Raw genomic sequence first — 18,033 nt, 5'->3', positions numbered from 1 at the left:
GTTTTTAAAAGGTCTAATTTGTATTAGATAAAAGTTGTGTTTTGTTTATTTAGCTAAAACTTTTTTAACAAAATTAATTTCATCGCTAAATAGTTCTCTAACCTTAATCATTTTGGAATCTTTTAGCTCACTGTTTTCAAAATTCTTTTTTGAATAATGATCATTGTAATTAGAAGACTCAGTGACTTTTTTAATTAATTTTTGGTTTTCGGTTTCACCAATTTCGGAAATCTTATTGTCTATCATTGATTTAAACTCATCCTGCAGTTTAAGTCTTTTAAAATCAAGAAAAGCCTCATCCCTATAATTTCCAAGTTCTATCCAATAGTCATCAATAGGGTCTCCTTGTTCTTCACTATAAGCCAAATAATTTTCACCATCAAATTTGATGTAATCATAAATAAATCCAGTAACCCAATACTCCAAACTGTGATCTTCACGTTTAGTTGGGTATATATCAAACCCTTCTCTATTCATTCTCAAAACCCAGTTAGCATCTACATGATGACTTATTTGACTATTATCTCTTTTTTCTTTGTAAAGCGTCATATTTGAGACTGCATAAATAGGAACAGTAGCCTCCATTCTATAAATAACAATTCTGTCATGCATACTAGTGGAGTTAAAATCAGCTTTTTGATTAGACTCTAAAAGATTTTTTACAATATCATTTTTTATTAAAATTGACGATTTTAGATTAGGAACCCCTATAATAAATGCTTCATGGTGTTGCCTGTTAACAACATGTCCTTTGTAATTATATGACCATAGTGGATTTGATTTTTCAATTAGTTCCTTAACAATATTATCTAACTCTTCTTCACTATAAGTTGATAAAACTTCATCTATTTTTTTATTACGGTATTCAAGAGCTTTAGGCAACCCCTTTGAATATCTCCATAAAAAGTCTGAAATTATTCTAGTTGAAACTTCTGAGAAATCATATATTCCTCCTTCATTTGAGCTAATACTTTGTATAAAATCTGACACATTTACATCTTTATCATAAACACTCACTCGATTAACAAAGTCTCTATGAAGCTCTTTCACAAACTTTTTAGGTTGTTCATTAATTTGATTTTGGAGTCCAATAAATTTAGATTCACACTCTTCTTCAACTTGTTGTAACTTTTGTAGTATATTTTTAACATTTTGATCATGTTTACTAATTGCTAACAATAATTGATTAAAAAATGTTATAGCATATTGACGCCTTAATACTTCATGCATATTAGCTGCAATCTGGTTAACCATTTGAACTATCTCCTCCTTAGTATCTTTTAACTTTGAGCCAAACTTACGTTCCATAAAACTTAAACCATTTAATTCAGAAATGTTTTGATTTAAATGGCTTCGGAATACTTCATTATTTTTAGATTTTTCTACATGCTCCGACTTCATTTCTTCCAAAAAAACATTTACGTGTTTTTTAAGAGCATTTAGAAACCTATCTATATTACCAACTCCAGAAGGTTTATTGATATGTTCTATAATAAACTTACCAAGCTTCTTTTCAACATCTGATTTTTTAGTTGAAAAATTTGATTCTATTTCTTGTTTTGCAGATTCGTCTACAGATTGTAAATAAGCTTTTATTTCAGAATCAATAGAGTTTGCATCCTGTATGTATGTATATTGAATTCTTGGCACTTCAGTTAAAAGCGAGTCAATTAAATCGTTGTTCTCATCCCCATTATTTTCTCTAATTTTGGCAGCATTAATAAATATATCATCTAAATCAAATGAGTCCGTTTCTGGTGTAATAAGATTATTTATTACACTAACAGAAGCTTTATGGGCATAGATATTTCCTAATTTGTTTCCGTCATAATACAACTCACTTAAACCTAACCCACAAGCCCAAGAATCTTTGTTTTCGACTTTCATTGACCCTCCTGCAATTACAGTTCTAACATTATCATAAGAGCTAGTCATTCCCCCACTTAACTCACTGGCTCCTGTAAACATTGCTAAGCCTATCAATTCACTTAAATCATTAATATTAGTATAAGTGTTTGCATTTTTGTCACTATTATTTATTGTAAAAACTAAATCAAAAGGAGGTTTTTCAATTTTAATCGTTTTATTAGCGTATTTTATTTCTAAAGGTTTTTTATCATAATTATGATGCATTAAATAATCTAAATCATGTAATGCTCCATACCCATTGGGTAAAACATTAGCCATTGCTGGACCATTCATCATTGAGTTAAAAACATCAGGTAAAATAGCGAAACCTATAGTTGAAACTCCTACTGTAGAATTAATACTTTTAGAAACTTCTTTAACAATATAAGCAACATCTAAAAAAGTTCCACTACCTGTACCTCCTGCAACTGAAAACATCATATTTATTTCGACATCATTACCATTCACTTCAAACTTGTCATTACTTATAGCATCAGCATTTAAAATAGCTGTAAGTTTAGATTTAATAGCACTTTCAATTGCGCCATAATTAAAATGAGTGGCAAACCTTCCATTAGATCTCACTTGTCCAGCCCCATCAGTAAGACTAACTAACAAAGATCTATTGGAACTTGGAACAAAATCAAACAGTCCCGCCTGTTGCCTTAAAACTTCTTGAGGATCTCTTACTCTAATATGCAAAAACTCAGAAGCATCAAGACCTATTCGTTCACCTCCTAAATGACTATCAATTTTCACATTAATACTATCACCATCTGTGTCAAAAGCAAGAAACGAGGTCATTGGAGGGATTTCTCCATACGTGTCTATAAAGCGTTTTTTTGTATGTAATATTGATTTTAAACCTGTTCCTCCTAATCCGATGAAAAGACTTCTTTTTAATTTTGCCATGATATGATGTTTTTATGAATATTGGATTTCTATTATATGTTTTTCTGTTTTGACTTTATATGAATTGTACGGTTCCAAGTTGATCGATGGTGGTGATATTTGAGTTCCAAGAGGAAGCTTTATTTTTATTTTTTTTCCTCTACCAGGTCTTAGAATTATATCTTTATCATAGATTGGATTTATTTCGTACTGTATCTTTCCTGTAAAAACCTTATTAAAATATTTTTGTTTTTTGGGAGAACTTGTAAGAATGATAAGTTTAATATTCCTGTTTAGGAGGACACTTCCAAAGTAAGGTGATAAAATTTGAATTCTTCCTTTTTTAAATTTTGGATAAATTTTATTTCTCAAAAAAAGAAACCAGATAATTAATGCTGAAGAAATAAATGTAAAAACAATAATTAAGGCTTTTTTTAATGGGTTCATTATGAGCTTGTGCTCAGCCTCCCATTTAAAAATTCTTGTTTCGTTTGATGTATTGAGGTCATTATTGTTTATTAAATCCAGGCTATGTTGTGCAACTGAAATAAAACCAGACGTATAACCTTCAGGGTAGTTAGGAAGCAGTTTCAGCCCCAATTTTAAAGTTCCCGTTTTAGCATTTTTACTGTTTATAGTGAAAGTATTGTCTATTACTTTATTGTCGTTGATATAAAGTTGTAAACTTTTATCTCTTATTTCTTTTTGAAATTCGCCGACAAATTTGATGGTAGCTGAAGATGATTTTTCTAATGAATAGTCATTAAAATTAAACCTAAGTGATTTCGATAATGTAATAGTGTCACATTTGCAAAATAAAAATGGTTGATAGTATTCAACAACTCCAAAATTAGTAGTTTCCCCTTGAAAAGAATCTTCTTTTTGACAGTTAAAAAAGAATAATAAAGAAGCTAGTAAAATGGTAAGGGTTTTATTCATTTTCTACAAATTCTAGGGTTAAAACTCTTTCTTTCTTATTTCTAATTACTAAATTGATAACTGGGTTTAAAATTTTTAAATTATTATCTGTAGAAAGAGTTAAGGGGATAATTGACTCTATTGGTAAATTTTTACGAAGAGCTTCAAAAGTAGAGTTGTTTTTTGTTTTTAGTCTAACAACAATTTTTTTATTTTCAACTTTGATATCATTCTCGACAACTTCAAATATTGAATTATTTTTTAAGTTAATTTTCAAGAATATCTGGCCTTTTATGTAATCCCAATTGTTTGCATTTAATTCGATTTCAAAGTTTTTCGGATTATCGTGTAGATTTACTTTTATATTATTAGAATATGGTTTGATAAAAGCAATGTTCATATTCGTTCCTTCTACTGAATAAGCGTTACACTGTTTTTTTATAATGTTTATAATAGGTTTGTTTAATGCTGTTTTAGAGAGCATAACGTAAAAAAGGTGAGATTCACTTTTACTTGAAAAATTACACCAATTATCAAGAGATATTTTCAAATCTTCTTCACTAAAATCAATTTTACTTGTTTCTTTAGTGGCACTAGGAATTGGTGATTGATTACCGTCTGTTAACAAAAATATATAGTTAACTCTATCGGAATCAATATTGTTTTTCGCTGTTTCTAATGCAGAATAAATGTCTGTATATCCACCAGGAACATTTTTTATAGAATAGTTATCTATTGTTTTTTTGGCCTCAAGAAAAGAAGCTTTATCTCCAGCCTTAAAAGTCCAGTTTTCAAGTTCTGAATATGTATGAGTTGCTTGAAAAGGTATTATTTTAACAACGGTCTCAGGATCCCTAATATCTTCAATTCCTTTGTAGAGTGCCTTTTTAACTTCCTTAAAAATATTTCCTGAACCATCCCCTCCCCACATTGACTTTGTTATGTCAAGCATGTAAATACGTTGTTCTCTTTTGAAATCTTGTCCTAACCCTATGAAATGGCAAAGGAATAATGAAATAGAAAGAATTATTTTAAACATTAACTTAAGGATCTTGTTGGGGTTATAAAACAAACCTAAACATATTGATAAAAAAAACCTTACGGTTTTCCGTAACGCAAAAAAATAGGGGCATTTACACCAATATTGAACAATACCCCTAATCTTAATAAATACTATGGTGTTATTTCATTTTCATCATCACCATCATCTGGTGGTGGAGGTGGTGGCGGAATAATATCTCCATCCTCATCACAACACTCTGTTGTGCTTTGGGCTTCTGATTGAGAAATTGGCTCTGGATCACATGATTGTAATACTATAGCAAACAATCCTAGTAAACATATAAGAAGTTTTGTTTTCATCTGTATGATTTTTTAGACAATGTTTTCCTGTCTCACTATTAAGACAGGCTCTTACATTGCTAATCCAATCATTTAGGAAGACATCTAATGCCGTAAAAGCTTCCTTCTTTTACAAACGCTAGACAAATGGTTGGACTAACAACCACACAAATGACAAAAACTGGATCTGGAAACTTTGGAAGAGCTACGGATATATCATGGAAATTCTTTGGAAAACTATTTCCTTAAGTTTTATTAGTTTTAACCTCGTTAATCAATCTTAACTTATGCATAATGACATTTTAGAATTAGCTTTTAATAAGGCTAAGAAGGACACAGGCACAGAAACAATAACCCGCTTATCAACTTATCTTTCTGATAAAATTCAAGAAATAAGTAATGAGCCTTTTGGAGAAAGACGTTTAAGAGACTTACTTAGAAAAGTTAAAGCAGAGGAGCCTATAGAACTACGACCGCATGTTTTAAAATCACTTTGTCAATATTTAGGTTATACTGATTACGAAGGTTATATTAAAGGAGTATCAAAAACTACCCAAGTAAAACCTAGAAAGCTTACAAATAAGAGAACCTGGATTGTAGTCGTCTTTTTTATTTTAGGAGCTTTATCTATAATCATATATCAAAGTGTTACAAAACAACGCTGGATGGTTTGGGTGGAAGATCATTACGAAGAGGTAGATTTTGACACAAAAAAGTATGAACTTAAACAACTTAAGCTATACAAAGAAGAAAGGATTTTACGCTTTAAATTAATTAAAAACCCAAACTGTAATACAACTTTTTTTAATGAAGATGGTAGTCCTAAGGTATGGTATCACAAAACAAAAAATGGCAATGTTGAACTATTTACCTCTCATGGTCTTCACCCTAAAACGGGTAATACTTTAAGGCCTATTTCGACTTATATGATTAACAAGTACTTTTCTTGTCCATAAAAGAAGTCTTTGAAAGAACAAGAAACAAAATATATAATATCACCCAAAATCTCACCAAGGGTAGCGACTTCTTTTGTAGTCAAATTGTATGTAATTTGACTACAAATCGTGTCACTTTTCAATCAAATTGCTAAAAATTTGTTCACTAAAATTCTAATGACAATTCATTTTTTTCACAAAAAAATAGTACTTTTATGACAACTGATTTTTTAACAAGAATCTAAACTCGTTTTAGAACACGATTTTAAATATTTTAGCTCAAAACACCAGTAAATGACTGGTTTTGAACACATTATATAAGTTCATAACCCGGAGGTCCCGAGTTCAAATCTCGGTCTCGCTACAAATGTAATCATTTCAAAATAAACGGTTTAGGTTCGCTAAACCGTTTTTTTTATGTGTTTATTAAACGTTTTTATTACATTTTGAACACGGAAATGAACACGATTTAGAACACAGTTTGAGAAAAAACCAAATTTATTAAAAACCGGTTTTAACATTCCTTCTAAAATAGCTGCAAAAGTTGTTAATACAGCAAATAACACTAAAAAATCATTAAATTATACGTCAAACGCGCACATTTTGACGAGAAGACACTAAGGAACAGAGCTGTTAGACAATTAAAACCTCCTTTAATTCACAATAAAAAACATTTTAACCAATCTAATTGCCTTATTTTTTGTAACTCATAGTTATCTACTAATCAATACATTACAAAATCATGAAGACTAGATTAACTTTAGCAATGGTTATCATTTTTGCAATTATAATAACCAGCTGTAAAGAAAAAGAGAAAAAAACAGAAGTAGAAGAAATAAAAATAGACCTTTTAAACGATGACTTTTCAGAAGCCAAACAGGAAATAAGGGCGACTCTAGATAGCATTAGTCAAAGTGTAAAAGATGGTGATCTCGACAAATTAATCTCGTTTCATGCCTATAGTCCTAAGTTTACTGAATTTAAAAATGGGGAAATTAGAAATGGAGCAAAAGAAAACGAAGAACTTGAAAGAAGTGTTTTTGGCTCGGTAACAGAAATCTTAAAATTTAATATGAACGATACAAAAATCGCTGTCTACGGAGATGTTGCCAATGTAACAACTCATACAGATTTTCATCTTAAATTTGGAGAAGACTCAGCAATTATTAACGATCAAATGACTTTGTTATTTTTAAAAACAGATAATGGTTGGAGAATTGTTCATGAACACCACTCACCTCTTAATAAATTAGATAAATAAAAAAAACTCTGCACAATACAGAGCTTTTTAAGCTTTTTAGTCAACCAAGAACTAACCTATTAACTTCTTTTGGTTTTGTTCTTTAATAACACGTTTTACAACATTGAATAAATGCGATTTTAGAGCTTTATTTTTTTTCAAAAAATCGTGTACTTTTAAAATAAGCTGTCTGTGTTCGTCTTTGTAATTCTCTTCCTCTTTAAGTTGATCTACTTTATCTACTACTATTTCAAGTTTGTTACTATGCGTTTGTACTAGCTTTATTAAGTTAGTGGTTTCATCACACATAGCATCTAATTTGGTTACTATAGCTTTGCTTTCGTCAAAGTATTTAGAAGCGGTAAGTTGTAGCGTATAGTCTTTAATTAAGTTTTTAAAAAACTGTTGTTCTTCTTGTACAAACTGTAACTCGGAAAGCCAATCGTTGGTGTTTTTATGAATCTCCTCTGGGCTTAACCACTCTACATACTTGGCTTGGGTGTATGTTGCATTCATTGTTCTTAATTGTTTAATTGATAAAGCAAAAAGCAGTATGTTGTACTACTTTTTGCTTTAATCGTTTTAAAGTACTTCAATAACTTTTTTAGGAGGCGTTTTGGCTTCCTCTTTCTTTTGAAGGTGTAATTTTAAAATACCATCTTTATAAATGGCTTTAATATCTTGGTCTGTATTAACCGAGTTTGGTAAACTTAAAGATCTTTTAAACGAATTGTAACTAAACTCTTTTCTAGTATACGCTTCGTCTTGTTCTTCCTTCTCGTGTTTTTTTTCACCGCATACATTAAGCACACCTTCGTCGATAGTGACTTCAAAATCTTTTTTAGTAAAGCCTGGAGCTGCAAACTCTATTTCAAAGTCGCGATCATGCTCTTTTACATTCATGGCAGGCATTAAACTATCTTCTTCAAAGAAATCGTTATTAAAAAAATCATCGCTACTTAAAAAGCTTTTCAAGCCATCGTTAGTCCATGAAGGTAACAATGGACGTCTGTTGTTAAATTTAATAAGTGACATAATTATAATATTTTGGTTAAACTTATTTTACAACATTAAATTAAGTAATATGTATGTTTTTTAAAATGACTTTTATCATTTACATCACTGAAAAACAAACATTTAACACAAATTAATCAGACTTTTATGACACTTTTCAAATAATCAAACATAGCGCTTTTAAGAGTGCTTAATTCGGTAAAAAAATTATGTGCTTTTCGTTCTAAATTATCATGATGTTGTAGAAAGTAATTATCACACATCACATCTTCACATTCGTTTTTTTTCGCTATTTGATTTACATGTGCATTTATATCTTCTATAAGTTGTAAGCCTTGTCGTTCTAGTTCTTGTAGTTTTGTTTTAAACTGTTGAAGTGTTTCAAATAAATTGATAACTGAGTTTTTATACATGGGAGCACTTAAAATAAACTCATAAAACACAATTTCTGCTTTGGTATTCTCTAGTCGTATTTTACAAGTGTTTATATTGTATTGTAATTCTTCTAAGGTTTTATCGGTATTATAACTTCTGTAAGTGATATTAGTTTTCATGGCTATGGTATTAAATGATAACTTTGTCAACATCGGTTAGTTTAGGAATAGTAACATGCCAACGATAAACAGTTTCTATTTTTACTCTAAAAGCATCTAGCGCTGTTGGTTCGCCGTGTATAAGGTAAACGTTTTCTGGTATATTTTTAATGTGGCTCATCCAATTAAGCAAGTCGTCTTGATCGGCATGTGCTGATAAGCTTTCTATACTTTTTATCGTGGCTTTTACAGGATAGTATTTTCCAAAAAAACGTATTTCATGAGCACCTTCTAAAAGTTGCCTGCCGCGAGTGCCTTCTGCTTGGTATCCTACAAGCAAGACGGTTGTTGTAGGGACGTCTATTAATTGCTGTAAATAGGTAAGAACACGTCCTCCTGTAACCATACCACTTCCGGCAATGACTATTTTTGCTCTGGGGTCGTCGATGGTTTCCCAGGTTTCTTTATAGCTTTGTACAATATTAATGTGATCACACATACTATTATAGGCTTCTGGTGATAATTTATGCCATTTTGGAAAGCGTTTAAATACGTCTAACACATTATTTCCCATAGGGCTGTCTACAAAAATGGGAATGTTTGGAATCTTGTTTTTTTTATATAACTGCCATAAAATATACATAAGTGTTTGCAAGCGTTCTACAGCAAAACTTGGAATAACGAGTGTTCCTTTTTTGTAAAGCGTGTCGGTAATTATAGTTGATAGCATATCTTCTACATCTTCTTTGGGGTGTAATTTATTACCATAAGTACTCTCTATAAATAAAAAATCTGCCCATTGGGGTTTTTTAGGATCGTTTAATAAATAATCATCACGTCTACCTATATCGCCTGAGAATACAAAACGCTTTCCATTAATATCCAATTCAATAAATGTGGCGCCAATAATGTGTCCGTTATACTGAAATCGGTATAAAATATGTTCTGAAAGACTCATCCATTTATTTTCTATTTCTACTTGAAATAAGGCAATGGTTTTCTCGGCTTCTTCTACTGTATAAAAGGGTAATGCTGGCTGGTGTTTTGAGTAATGTTCTTTATTCGCTTTTTTGGCTTCTTCTTCTTGAATTTTCGCACTATCTTTTAGTATAATTTCGGCTATAGCTAAGGTTGGTGCTGTTCCTATAATTTTTCCTTGAAACCCTTGTTTAACTAGTCGTGGTAAATAACCTACATGATCTAAATGACCATGTGTAAGCAAAACAACATCTATAGATGCGACATGAATAGGCAAGTTTTCCCAATTAAGTTCTCTAAGGGCTTTTAGACCTTGAAACATCCCACAATCTATCATGATGTTTTGCTCCGATGTTTCTAAAAGAAACTTCGATCCTGTAACAACACCAGAGGCGCCTAAAAAGTTAATTCTAACAAAGTTTTCCATAACTAATTATTTTAAACAGCGCATAGTTGCATTATTTCATTTAAAATTTTGTCTTTCCTTCCCTCAGAAACACCTAAATGATCTAAATAAAACCTGTCATTTATTAATTCTCTACAAAGCACCACATCGCGACTTAATAAAAACTGCTTTTCTCTATTGGTAAGTAATGTTGATACGGTTATTGGATAAAGTCCTAACCGATCTATCCTATCTTTTAAACTATCGTTTTTGGGATAATTCCAACTCATTAATTGCAACCCACAACACTTGCCATACTGTAACGCATCTTCTGTAAATCGTGTGTTGGTTACCACCCAACCTTTTGTTAGCTGCGTTGTTTTTTTGGCATGTTTATACCAATTTGATTTTACATCTTGATAACGAGAGTTTATATATAGAGGAATTTTAACATTACAGTTTAAACCACGATCACTATGGAATTTACATTCTATAATAGTTGTTTTATTGTTTTTGTAAGCAACAATATCTATTTCGTGTTTAACACATTGGCCTTGTATTATTTTACCAACTTGAGTTTTATAGCCAGAATATTGTAAAATAGCACTAACAAACCGTTCAAAAGGAAACCCTGTTGGTCCTAACTCGTAAATGGCTTTTTTTAATTTGTACTTAGATGCAAAATGACTTTTCTCTTTTTTTAAGAGCGCAAATGCTCTATTATAAATTTCTTTTGTTGAAATACCTTGGTATAACTCCTCGCCTACTTTGTCTAAAATTTGGTTTATAGTATGCGCATCGGCTCCTGTAGGTTTTAGTGAAGCCCGTAACTTATCTAATGAAAATCTAACTTTTTCACCTGATGATTTTATAATATCAAAATTTTCTAATCCCATATTACATTAAAAAAGAGGTTAAAACAAATAGGGGGTCAACGACACCTTATTTATATTAATTAGACTTAAAATAGTCTCTTACCAAAGCTTTTAACTGATTGTCTGTCATGCTATCGGTCTTTTTCACCTCTTTTATTTTGGCAGTAAGTGGTTTGTAGTTTTGTTGGACTTCTTTAATGAATTTATCTTTTGTTTCAGCTGGACCAAAAACAACCAAAGCATCGGCGGTATTTACACTTTCAACTATAGTTTTAAAATACTGTTTTAATTGATGTTTCTCGCGCTCTAAATACTTACTATCTTGCACAACATCTTGCGGACCTCCTTTAAAACGTGACCCTGAACCACCATGAACATGAAAGTTCTCGATATTTGAAGGAACAGAATTTAAAGTTTCATCGTCCCCCTTAACCGTTACAATAAGGGCTTTTTCTTTATCTAACCAAATGCCTACATTTTTCATAATGACGTGTTTTTAATTATTATACTACAGACCTTCATGACCTTATTTCACGATACTTTTGATGGAATAACTAAAAAAGGAATATTTAAATGAAAGCCTATTTGATTAATTTTTGATTTAAAAAATATGTTCTCGAAAAAAGAATGTTTGTTATTTAACATGACTAATAAATTTACACGAGCTTTTAATTGAAAATCTGAAATAGCGCTAGCCACACTTTTGTTTTTTATATCGTGAAAAAGATGGGCTACAGATGTAAAAAAGCCTTCTAATGTGTTACGGTTTTTATCTTGTAGCTCGGTTAAATCCTCTCCATAATTGACGTGTAAAATATTTACTCTTGCACCATACATGTTTGCAATATCTACAATAGGTTTTATCTGGCTTGCTTTAAAATCGACTTCGTAATCTGATGGAAACAGTATTTCATGAGGTTCTTCATAAGAAAAATCGCTTGGTATAGCCAATACGGGGCATTTTGCATTATTTAAAACATGTACGGTATTAGATCCAAACAAAACGCCTTTAACACCAGATGTGCCTTTTGTTCCCATAGCAATTATATCTATAGCGTTACCGTTGTAAAGCGATTCGATTTCTAGAGTTAACGTATTAAAAGCTGCCGATGTTAAAAAGGTATGTTTAGGGTTATTAAACTTACCTTTTATTCTTTCTAACAAGGCTTGTAGTTGCATTTCAGAAGTACTTTTCATCGCATCGGCTAAGCCATATTGAGAAGCCCCTACACTTTGATAATCATATTGTAAAATAACGGGGGTGTATGTGTGTAATAAATGAAATGTGCATGTATTGTTCTTGAAAAGCTGTAGTGTATATACTATGGCATTCCATGAGTTCTCCGAAAAATCTGTTGGTAAGAGTATTGTTTTCATGGCTTTGTTTTTTTAATCAATAACGTCGTATGTTTTGTAATGCTAAAAACGGAATGTTTATTTGTAGGCTTATTTCATCTATGGTAGATTTAAACAGCATATTTTCTAAAAACGAATGTCTTGTATTAACCATAACCAACATATCTACACCTTCGTCTTCTATATAACTGTATATGGTTTTTATAATGTTTTTACTTTCTATGGTTTTAAAATTAATAGGGCTTCTACATAATTCTTCTTTTATAAATGTTTGATTGTCTTCTTGCCTAATGGAAAGGTGGGTTGTTTTAGATATGTATAGCATATCTATTATAGATCTATAAGGCGATGCTAATTCGCATAATAATTTTAACTCTCTTCTTTTGTAAGGAATTAAATAATTGGTGGGAAATAAAATATGTTTGGGTTGGGTGTAAGTATAATTTTCGGGTATGGCTAAAACTGGACATTGAACATACTTTAATACTTGTAACGTATGGCTGCCAAAGGTTATACTTCTATCGTTAGTTTTGCCTCGTGTTCCCATAACAATAATATCTATGTTTTCTTTATCTACAATGGCATCTACTTCATCTACAAGTAAACCGTTTACAGATATTATATGATAGGAATGTTTAGGGTTTGGAGATAGGTGACGAACCTGTTTTAGCGTCTCTTCTAATTTAGCTTTTGATTCATTACTTACCATGCTTGTTATTTCCTCTAATACATTTCTATTAACTAAAGAACTACTCGTATAGATATCATCTTGATAAGCATGCATGAAAAAAACTTTACTAACGTCATATTTAAACAGCTCTACAGCATATTTTATAGCGTTCATGGCGTTATCTGAAAAATCTGTTGGAATTAATATTTTTCTCATTAGAATTATCCTTTAATTGTTTGATTAACAGTTTAAAAATACAACCTAAATAGAAGGAAAACCATGACATATATCAGATTATAGTGCTTAATGATATTTTAGTATACACTTAAAAGTGATATGTTTAAAAACAAAAAACGGGAAGCTTTAACTTCCCGTTCCAGAAGATTTTAAATTGTTAAAGAACCGTAATTCAACAACATTTAAATATCTTCACAACCTCCTTAATCACTGCAATTGGTAACTAAGGCTTGTTTTTTTAAAAGAAACAGGAAGCCTAAAACCTCCTGTTTCCTAACAAGAGTTTAATGGTTATTATCTAAATCGGTTATTTTAACCTCATTTTTATTACTAAAACTGTTATTAAAAAAATCAAAGTAAATAATAAGCATAAGCTCTAAATATGATCTATAAATCTCACAAATTATAGACCTATATTTGTTTAAGTTTTTCTGTAATTCAAGGAACGTTTTTAACTAGTACTAAAGTACGCTAATTACATCATTTATAAAATGATATATATCAGTTAAACCTTATACCTAAATTAGTTTATTCATGTATTACATAAAAAGGAATAGTTGTATGATAGCTTATTCGTTCTGTTTTAGAATGAAACAAAATTTGCTGAAAATAATTTAGGTTTTTAGCGACCATAATCATCATATCTATATGGTTACATTCAATAAAGTATTGTATACCATCTTCGACTTGTTTATTGGAGTTTAAAAAATGATAGCTATGACTAAACTCTTCAAAAAAATCATCAAACAGCTCTTTACATGCCTTTTGACCTACATTTAACTGGTCTTCCTTATAACCTATATGAAGTATTTTTAAATTAGAATTTTTAGTACTTAATATATCTGCAATGGGTTGTAAAATTCTAATATCATTTGATAAGGCAAAGTCTGTAGGGAATGCTATTTCTTTTGGTTTTAAATATGTGGCATGTTCTGGCACGACAAGTGTAGAACATTTAACTTTGGTTATAATATTACCTGTATTACTTCCTAGTATGTATTCTTTTAATCCTGAGACTCCTTGAGTCCCCATAATTATGAGATCTATGTTTTTTTCAAACACATGCTTTCGTACAGATTCTATAAAAAAACCATAATCTGTAAGTGTGTAAAATCTATGGTTATTGTTGTGAGGATATTCTTTAGTGATTCGTTTTAAAACTGCTCTTAATTGCTTTTTAGCAGGCTTAATATATACATTTTCAACAGTTTCTTGATTTGGTTTAGAAGTTGAACTGGTTTGTTTAAAAGGGTTAATATTACTAACATGAAGCAAATAAAAACTGCATTCGCTATCAGCGAAAAAGTCTAACCCAAACGTCAAGGCATTCCATGAGTTCTCAGAAAAATCTGTTAAGAATAGAATGTTTTTCATGTAAAAATTCTCTTTACACAAGCAAATCTAATTCTAACAAGAATATCATAACATGATATTAGTCATAACTATGGTGTTTATCTTAAAAAAATTAATACATGAATTGCAGCTTTTGAATATCTAGAATTTTAATATTCCTACCTTCTATTTCTATAATGCCTTCTTTTTTAAACTTGGACATGGTTCTAATTAACGTTTCGGTAGCAATGCCAGCAACACTAGCTAAGTCGCTTCGTGAAATACTTATCGGATCGTCTGGTTTACGATTTAGTTTTTCAGCAAATTTTAAAATAGTAGCTGCTGTTTTTTTATGTACAGAACTATACGCCATTTGCAACAATTGTTCTTTTATACCTTTTAGGTCGTCTGTTAACAACTGTATAAGAGCTAAGGTAACTTCATGGTTTTGTGTTAAAACATTTTTAAGGTCGTTTATAGAAACACCTACCATTTCTAGATCTTTAACCGCTGTTGCTGTTTCTTGATAAGGTATGTTTTGAGTAAAAGATGTATAACCAAATAAATCGTCTTCTTTATATAAGGCCGTAGTTAGCTCTTTACCTTGTTCGTCTATTTTGTGGCATTTTACAACACCTTTAGTTATTAAATACATATAATTGGAATGATCGCCTTCTCTATAAAAAACAGTATCTTTTTTATACTTAAAAAGAGTTCCGTTATCGTCTAAAAAGTTCTTTAAATCATTTAAATCTCTTATGTTATCTTCGGGCGTATTAACTTCCGGAACTTCTCGCTCCTCTTTTAATATAGCAGATTTAGCTATTCGACTTTCAATTGTATTTATAAGTTCATCTTCTTCAAAAGGCTTTGTTAGGTAATCATCAGCCCCCATATTCATGCCTTTTCTTACATCTTGTCGCTCTGTTTTTGCTGATAAAAAAACAAATGGGATATATTTAGTTGTGTCGTGCCGCGTTAATTCTTGTAAAACACCATAACCATCCATTTTAGGCATAAGAATATCACAAACAATAATATCTGGCAGGTGTGTTATGGCTTTTTCTACACCTATTTTCCCATTTGGCGCTGCAATTACATTATAGTTTGAAAGCTCTAATAATTCCGACGTGTTTTCTCTTAAAATTGCATCGTCTTCTATTAACAATACTGTTTTCATAATTATACACTATTTGGCAGTTCAATGGTAAAAACAGTTCCTTTGTGTTCTACACTATTAAAATATATTTTCCCTTTTAAGTTTTTCATATGGTCTTTAACAATGTTAAGTCCAATACCCGTTCCTTGTGTTAATAAAGCATTTTCAGCTCTGAAATAACGGTTAAATATATTCTTCTGATCTTTTTTGGGAATACCAATACCATTATCTTTTACTTGAAACACTGTTTTTTGGCTATCTTGAGTAATGGCTATATCTATTTCTGTATGCTCTGATGAATACTTTATAGCGTTATTAACCAAATTGGATAAGGCTAGCTCTACAATTTTCTCATCTTGATATAACGAAAAAGCATCTATGCCTTCTGGATAGTTAATTTTTTGACCGTCTTTTAACAACATATTGGCATTATAAACCACCTCGTTTACTACTTTACTTAACTTAAACGTTGTTGGGTTATATTTAAGTTTTCCTTTTTCCAGCTTTTCTAAAGTTAAAAAGTCGTTTAAAATATTATTAAGATAATGTACTTTATCCGATATGGTTTTAATATGCTTATCGCGCTTTTCTTGTTGGTCGGTTAATTGGTATTTACTCAACAGCATAGTAGACGTTAAAATACCACTTAAAGGGGTTTTAAACTCATGCGAAACCAACGATAAAAACTTTGTTTTCAAATCATTAAGCTCTTTCTCTCTTTTAAGTGCTGATTTTGCTTTAGCCTCTGCTTTAATACGTTTTTCGTTTTCTGCTTTTAGTTCAAGAATCATCTTATTTAACTCCTGAGTTCTTTGCACGACCTTATCTTCTAAATTTTCATTTAAAGTTTTAATTTTTTGTTCTTGCTTTTTTCGCATTGAAATATCAATAACCAAAGCCATAACATATTTTTTTCCATAAATGGTAAAAGGGTTTAAACCCGCTTCCATAGGGAATATATCGCCATTTTTACAAGCACCATAAATGTCTCTTCCTTGCCCCATTTGACGGCGTTCTTGTTGTTTCATAAAACCATCAAAATGAGCTTTATGGCCTTTATGATATTGATTAGGAATTAAAACACTAAGAGGTTGTTTTAGCAGCTCTTCTTTACGGTAACCAAACATCTTTTCTGTGGCAGCGTTAACTTCAACAATACGTTGACAATCATCTACGATAATGACACCTTCCGAAATAGATTCCAAAAGGACTTTAAAGATGTCTTGATCTTTTTGAAGCATGTTGGGTTAATAAAATGCGTTTTTAAATTTACTTAAAATCCTTAAGAAAAACAACCACTAAAAAACAAAAAACTGCCTCTTAACACTTTATACATGATTTTTATCATACTCTAAATATCTTATAAGTAGTAACTTAGTATTAAATACGATAAAAATGAAAGCAGAAAAAACAATGAGTTTACGGTTTTACCAAAATTTAGGAAAACTATTTTATGCCGTTGCTGCAGTAGATAAAACTGTTCGCGAACAGGAAATAAATGAACTTAAAAAGCTTGTAAAAAAAGAATGGCTTTCTGTTGATGATTTAGAAGATGAATTTGGCACCGATGCCGCTTACCAAATTGCCATAGTTTTTGATTGGCTTATTAATAATGAACATCAAAATAGTACAACATATTACAACGATTTTATTGCCTATAAACAGGAACAAGAACACCTTTTTACTAAAAAAGTAAAACAACTAATCTTTAAAACAGCACAGGCCATTGCCGAGAGTTTTTCAGGTAAAAACAAATCGGAATTAATGCTACTAGCAAAACTGAGTATAGATTTAAACATTACAACATCATGAGTTATTATTTTAGCACAATTGTAAAGGGCGATTTTAATACTGTAATCGATAAAACAACAGCTTTACTACAAGAACAAGGGTTTGGTGTTCTTACAGAAATTGATATCCAACAAACGTTAAAGAAAAAATTAGATGTCAATTTTAACAAATACAAAATTCTTGGGGCTTGCAACCCAACATTTGCATATAAAGCACTTCAGGCAGAAAATAAAATTGGCACCCTACTCCCTTGCAATGTTATTATTCAAGAAGTTGACAACAACACTATTGAAGTTGCCGCTGTTAACCCTATAGAATCTATGCAATCTGTTAAAAATAATGCTCTTGAAACTATTGCTAAAAGTGTCTCTAATAAACTACAAGCTGTTATAAAAGGACTGGAAAGCGACTAGTTTGTTCCTTAAGAGAAATCGGGCAAACTATTTTTTATATAATAATCTATAAAATAA

General features: G+C 30.8%; 19 protein-coding genes. 4 read left to right on the top strand and 15 right to left on the bottom strand.

The features are described 5' to 3' along the window. Nucleotides 1-45: 45 nt before the first annotated feature. The 4 genes from R3L15_RS04340 to R3L15_RS04325 all read right to left on the bottom strand — a co-directional run bounded on the left by R3L15_RS04340 (nucleotide 46) and on the right by R3L15_RS04325 (nucleotide 5,079). A complete protein-coding gene (locus R3L15_RS04340) occupies nucleotides 46-2,820 on the bottom strand; it encodes a tubulin-like doman-containing protein (protein ID WP_338733454.1) in 2,775 nt (924 codons plus the stop codon). 12 nt (nucleotides 2,821-2,832) lie between these two features. Continuing rightward, nucleotides 2,833-3,738, bottom strand: a complete 906-nt coding sequence (locus R3L15_RS04335) for a hypothetical protein (RefSeq protein ID WP_338733452.1) — start codon at nucleotides 3,736-3,738, stop codon at nucleotides 2,833-2,835. Next, nucleotides 3,731-4,669, bottom strand: coding sequence for a vWA domain-containing protein (locus R3L15_RS04330; RefSeq protein ID WP_338733451.1), 939 nt, complete (start codon nucleotides 4,667-4,669; stop codon nucleotides 3,731-3,733). Before R3L15_RS04330 ends, R3L15_RS04335 begins: the two co-directional genes overlap by 8 nt. A 221-nt stretch (nucleotides 4,670-4,890) precedes the next feature. Beyond that, nucleotides 4,891-5,079, bottom strand: a complete 189-nt coding sequence (locus tag R3L15_RS04325) for a hypothetical protein (RefSeq protein WP_338733450.1) — start codon at nucleotides 5,077-5,079, stop codon at nucleotides 4,891-4,893. A gap of 266 nt (nucleotides 5,080-5,345) precedes the next feature. Here R3L15_RS04325 and R3L15_RS04320 point away from each other — a divergent pair, with 266 nt between their 5' ends. Both R3L15_RS04320 and R3L15_RS04315 read left to right on the top strand, forming a co-directional pair. After that, nucleotides 5,346-6,014, top strand: a complete 669-nt coding sequence (locus R3L15_RS04320; RefSeq protein WP_338733449.1) for a hypothetical protein — start codon at nucleotides 5,346-5,348, stop codon at nucleotides 6,012-6,014. Between the two features lie 721 nt (nucleotides 6,015-6,735). Then, nucleotides 6,736-7,254, top strand: a complete 519-nt coding sequence (locus R3L15_RS04315; RefSeq protein ID WP_338733448.1) for a nuclear transport factor 2 family protein — start codon at nucleotides 6,736-6,738, stop codon at nucleotides 7,252-7,254. A 51-nt stretch (nucleotides 7,255-7,305) separates the two neighbouring features. Here R3L15_RS04315 and R3L15_RS04310 read toward each other — a convergent pair whose 3' ends face one another. From R3L15_RS04310 to R3L15_RS04260, 11 genes are all read right to left on the bottom strand, one after another. Beyond that, a complete protein-coding gene (locus tag R3L15_RS04310) occupies nucleotides 7,306-7,749 on the bottom strand; it encodes a hypothetical protein (RefSeq protein WP_338733447.1) in 444 nt (147 codons plus the stop codon). Nucleotides 7,750-7,815: 66 nt separating this feature from the next. Then, a complete protein-coding gene (locus R3L15_RS04305) occupies nucleotides 7,816-8,268 on the bottom strand; it encodes an Hsp20/alpha crystallin family protein (protein ID WP_338733446.1) in 453 nt (150 codons plus the stop codon). Between the two features lie 116 nt (nucleotides 8,269-8,384). Beyond that, entirely contained in the window at nucleotides 8,385-8,801 is a 417-nt protein-coding gene (locus tag R3L15_RS04300) for a hypothetical protein (RefSeq protein ID WP_338733444.1), read from the bottom strand. A gap of 10 nt (nucleotides 8,802-8,811) precedes the next feature. Further along, entirely contained in the window at nucleotides 8,812-10,185 is a 1,374-nt protein-coding gene (locus R3L15_RS04295) for an MBL fold metallo-hydrolase (RefSeq protein ID WP_338733443.1), read from the bottom strand. A gap of 11 nt (nucleotides 10,186-10,196) precedes the next feature. Further along, nucleotides 10,197-11,039 (bottom strand): ATPase, encoded by an 843-nt coding sequence (locus R3L15_RS04290; protein WP_338733442.1) that lies wholly within the window; start codon nucleotides 11,037-11,039, stop codon nucleotides 10,197-10,199. Between the two features lie 55 nt (nucleotides 11,040-11,094). After that, the gene (locus R3L15_RS04285; RefSeq protein WP_338733441.1) at nucleotides 11,095-11,502 is read right to left on the bottom strand and encodes a hypothetical protein; all 408 of its coding nucleotides are present in this window, start codon (nucleotides 11,500-11,502) and stop codon (nucleotides 11,095-11,097) included. 47 nt (nucleotides 11,503-11,549) lie between these two features. Further along, nucleotides 11,550-12,395, bottom strand: a complete 846-nt coding sequence (locus tag R3L15_RS04280; protein ID WP_338733440.1) for a universal stress protein — start codon at nucleotides 12,393-12,395, stop codon at nucleotides 11,550-11,552. A 16-nt stretch (nucleotides 12,396-12,411) separates the two neighbouring features. Then, nucleotides 12,412-13,260, bottom strand: a complete 849-nt coding sequence (locus R3L15_RS04275; RefSeq protein ID WP_338733439.1) for a universal stress protein — start codon at nucleotides 13,258-13,260, stop codon at nucleotides 12,412-12,414. Nucleotides 13,261-13,809: 549 nt separating this feature from the next. After that, nucleotides 13,810-14,655: a universal stress protein gene (locus tag R3L15_RS04270; protein ID WP_338733437.1), complete on the bottom strand. Its 846-nt coding sequence runs from the start codon at nucleotides 14,653-14,655 to the stop codon at nucleotides 13,810-13,812. 91 nt (nucleotides 14,656-14,746) lie between these two features. Beyond that, nucleotides 14,747-15,793, bottom strand: coding sequence for a response regulator (locus R3L15_RS04265; protein ID WP_338733435.1), 1,047 nt, complete (start codon nucleotides 15,791-15,793; stop codon nucleotides 14,747-14,749). 2 nt (nucleotides 15,794-15,795) lie between these two features. Beyond that, a complete protein-coding gene (locus R3L15_RS04260; RefSeq protein ID WP_338733434.1) occupies nucleotides 15,796-17,013 on the bottom strand; it encodes a PAS domain-containing sensor histidine kinase in 1,218 nt (405 codons plus the stop codon). A gap of 154 nt (nucleotides 17,014-17,167) precedes the next feature. Here R3L15_RS04260 and R3L15_RS04255 point away from each other — a divergent pair, with 154 nt between their 5' ends. Continuing rightward, nucleotides 17,168-17,584 carry a hypothetical protein gene (locus tag R3L15_RS04255; protein ID WP_338733432.1) on the top strand — a complete coding sequence of 139 codons (417 nt, stop codon included), beginning with the start codon at nucleotides 17,168-17,170 and terminating at the stop codon, nucleotides 17,582-17,584. Beyond that, nucleotides 17,581-17,976: a DUF302 domain-containing protein gene (locus tag R3L15_RS04250; protein ID WP_338733431.1), complete on the top strand. Its 396-nt coding sequence runs from the start codon at nucleotides 17,581-17,583 to the stop codon at nucleotides 17,974-17,976. Before R3L15_RS04255 ends, R3L15_RS04250 begins: the two co-directional genes overlap by 4 nt. Nucleotides 17,977-18,033 lie beyond the last annotated feature (57 nt).

This window comes from Mangrovimonas cancribranchiae, from assembly GCF_037126245.1.
In the GTDB taxonomy this organism is placed as follows: domain Bacteria; phylum Bacteroidota; class Bacteroidia; order Flavobacteriales; family Flavobacteriaceae; genus Mangrovimonas; species Mangrovimonas cancribranchiae.
Note: the sequence above shows the minus strand (reverse complement) of the source record. Positions and strands in the feature narration are given on the sequence as shown.